Source organism: Sphingobium sp. ba1, assembly GCF_000743655.1.
Classification (GTDB): domain Bacteria; phylum Pseudomonadota; class Alphaproteobacteria; order Sphingomonadales; family Sphingomonadaceae; genus Sphingobium.
On record NZ_JPPQ01000069.1, the window covers coordinates 725,386 to 728,032 of the forward strand.

Here is a 2,647-nt window from a genome sequence, read left to right on the forward strand (position 1 = left end):
GTTACACAAAGCTGCTACACAAATGCCCTTCTGGCCTGACAATCCGGCAAGGATGGTTTTACCTGCGACGCAGAGTTCCACGCGACCTACGAGAGGCGATGGGACGGGCGGAGATATGGCGATCGCTGAACACAGACAGTCTTCAGATCGCGCGGCGACGATTGCCAGCAGCGGCCGCCCGACTGGAATTGATGTTCGAGGATACCCGGTCGAAAGGAGGGAAGGATGTCGACCTCACGCTCCTCAAACCGTTCGATGACGATCTTCACAATCCCGGCCCCCCGGCCATCACTGCCCCAAAGAGCGAAGAGGCTCCCTGTCCCAGCGTAACGCTTGGAGAGGCTTATGAACGATATCTCTCCGATCCGACGCATCATTGGACGGCGCGAACGCGAGAAACCTACGACACGGTTCGCAAACTCGCGGTTTCCGTGATCGGGGCGGAAACCGAAATCCGAAGCCTCTCTCGCAATCACATGCGTCATCTGATGGAGGTCTTGCGTTACCTGCCCCGAAACGCGACGAAGCTCTTCCCCGATCTCTCACCCGAACAGGCGTCAGCCCGCCTGAAGGAGACCGGGAAGGGCGTGCCCATCAGTGTTGCGAACGCCAATGTCTATCTCAGCAGCCTGTCTAGCTTTCTCAACTGGGCGGTCGATGAAGAATTGGCCGAGCGTAACCCCGTGAGAGGACTCCGCTTCGCCGACAGCACGGCCAAGAGGGATAAGCGCAATCCATTCTCGCCAGACCAGTTGCGTCTCATCTTCCATGCTCCTCTCTATACGGGCTGCAAAGATGGCGACCGGGGCTATGCGACGCCCGGTCATGAGCGCCCTCAAAATGCGCGCTATTGGGTTCCGCTGATCGCCTTGCACAGCGGGATGCGATTAAACGAGATATGTCAGTTGGACACGACAGATGTGCGGATGATCGATGGTGTGCCCTGTATAGTGATCACGACAGAGTCACTGGTAGGCACCACGGATAAGCAGCTGAAGACGGGTGCGAGTGAACGGCTGATCCCCATCCATCAGCGCCTTCTCGATCTCGGCCTGATGACATACGTCGCACAGAAACGGCGAGCGGGGGAGGAGAAGCTCTTTGCTGAAATCGATCCCGGCACCAAGGGCGTCAGGGCCGTCGCGTTCAGCAAATGGTTCACCCAGTTTCTCAGCAACATCGGCGCGCGGCGCGAGAAGACCTGCTTTCATTCGCTGAGGCACTGTTTCCGGGATGAACTGAGGCATGCCCGAATCGATCACGATCTTGCGATGGCCCTTGGGGGATGGACGACGGGGTCTTCCGCACATGGAAAGGTTTCGGAAAATTACGGGCGGGGGTATCGGGTCGAGGTGCTGGCGGAAGCTGTGAACAGACTCACTTTCGCCGATGTTGACCTCTCTCATCTCGGACGTTGATCGTGAAAATCCAGCCACGACCCCGCTTCCGGGCGAAGCCACAGGTTATCAGCAGTTCCTGTGATGTTCTCTTTGCTCTACAGAGGAGCGCATCATGAGGACGTCTATGAATCAGGTATCCGGGTATCGCACGAGAAGGTTCAACCATGTCGGGTGAAATGATCCTCTATAACACCGAGGATGGCGTAACGGTCGTCCAACTGAGGGCGCGGGACGGATCGGTCTGGCTCAGTCAGGCCCAGATTGCTGAGCTTTTCGAAGCGACGAAGCAGAATGTCAGCCTTCACATCCGTCACATCCTTGAGGAGGGAGAGCTAGAGGAACATTCAGTCGTCAAGGAATACTTGACAACTGCCGCTGACGGCAAGGCCTATCGGACATTGCATTACAGCCTGTCTATGATCCTCGCGATCGGCTTCCGCGTTCGCTCGGCGCGCGGCTTGCAGTTCCGGCGTTGGGCGGCGACCAGCCTGTCGGAATATCTGGTGAAGGGTTTCGTCATGGATGACGCCCGCCTCAAGGAACCGGGGACCGACTATTTCGATGAGTTGCTGGCCCGCATTCGCGACATCCGGTCTTCGGAGCGGATGTTCTACCAGAAGATATTGGATATCTACGGCACCAGCGTGGACTACGACGGACATGCCGAAACAACCCAGCTTTTCTTCCAGACGGTGCAAAACAAGATGCACTGGGCGGCGCACGGTCACACTGCCGCTGAAGTTATCTCCGCCCGCGTCAGCGCCACCAAGGACCATATCGGGCTGACCTCATGGGCAAACCAATCCAAGGGCGGCCCGCCACGCAAGACTGACGTCACTGTCGCTAAGAACTATCTGTCCGAAGAGGAGATTCAAGCGCTCAATCGGATTGTGACCGCGTATCTGGAATTCGCGGAGCTTCAGGCGATGAGCCGAAAGCCGATGACGATGCGCGACTGGATCGCCAAGTTGGATGATTTCTTGGCGCTAAGCGATCGTGATATTCTAAGTCACGCGGGTAAGGTCAAGGCGGATGCGGCCAAGGCAAAGGCGCAGATCGAGTATGACAAATGGCATGCTGACCAATTGAACAAGCCCAGCATAGTGGAGCGGCATTTTATCGAAGCTACAGCAAAGGCCAAAAAGATCGGCGCATCTCGCCCCTCATCGACGCCCAAGGAGACCTGAAGGAGCGGCGGCCATTTTTCCCACAATTCTGCGGGATTGAGGCTGGTCCGGGCTCACTAT

The 2,647-nt window shown here is 57.2% G+C and carries 2 protein-coding genes; both read left to right on the forward strand.

Annotated elements, in window-relative coordinates; all coding sequences use genetic code 11:
* Positions 1 to 1,418, forward strand: a 1,418-nt coding sequence (locus tag IL54_RS06495) for a DUF6538 domain-containing protein (protein ID WP_237748799.1), incomplete at its 5' end; no start/stop codon positions are given.
* A gap of 146 nt (positions 1,419 to 1,564) precedes the next feature.
* Entirely contained in the window at positions 1,565 to 2,587 is a 1,023-nt protein-coding gene (locus IL54_RS06500) for a virulence RhuM family protein (protein WP_037474147.1), read from the forward strand.
* Positions 2,588 to 2,647: the final 60 nt, after the last annotated feature.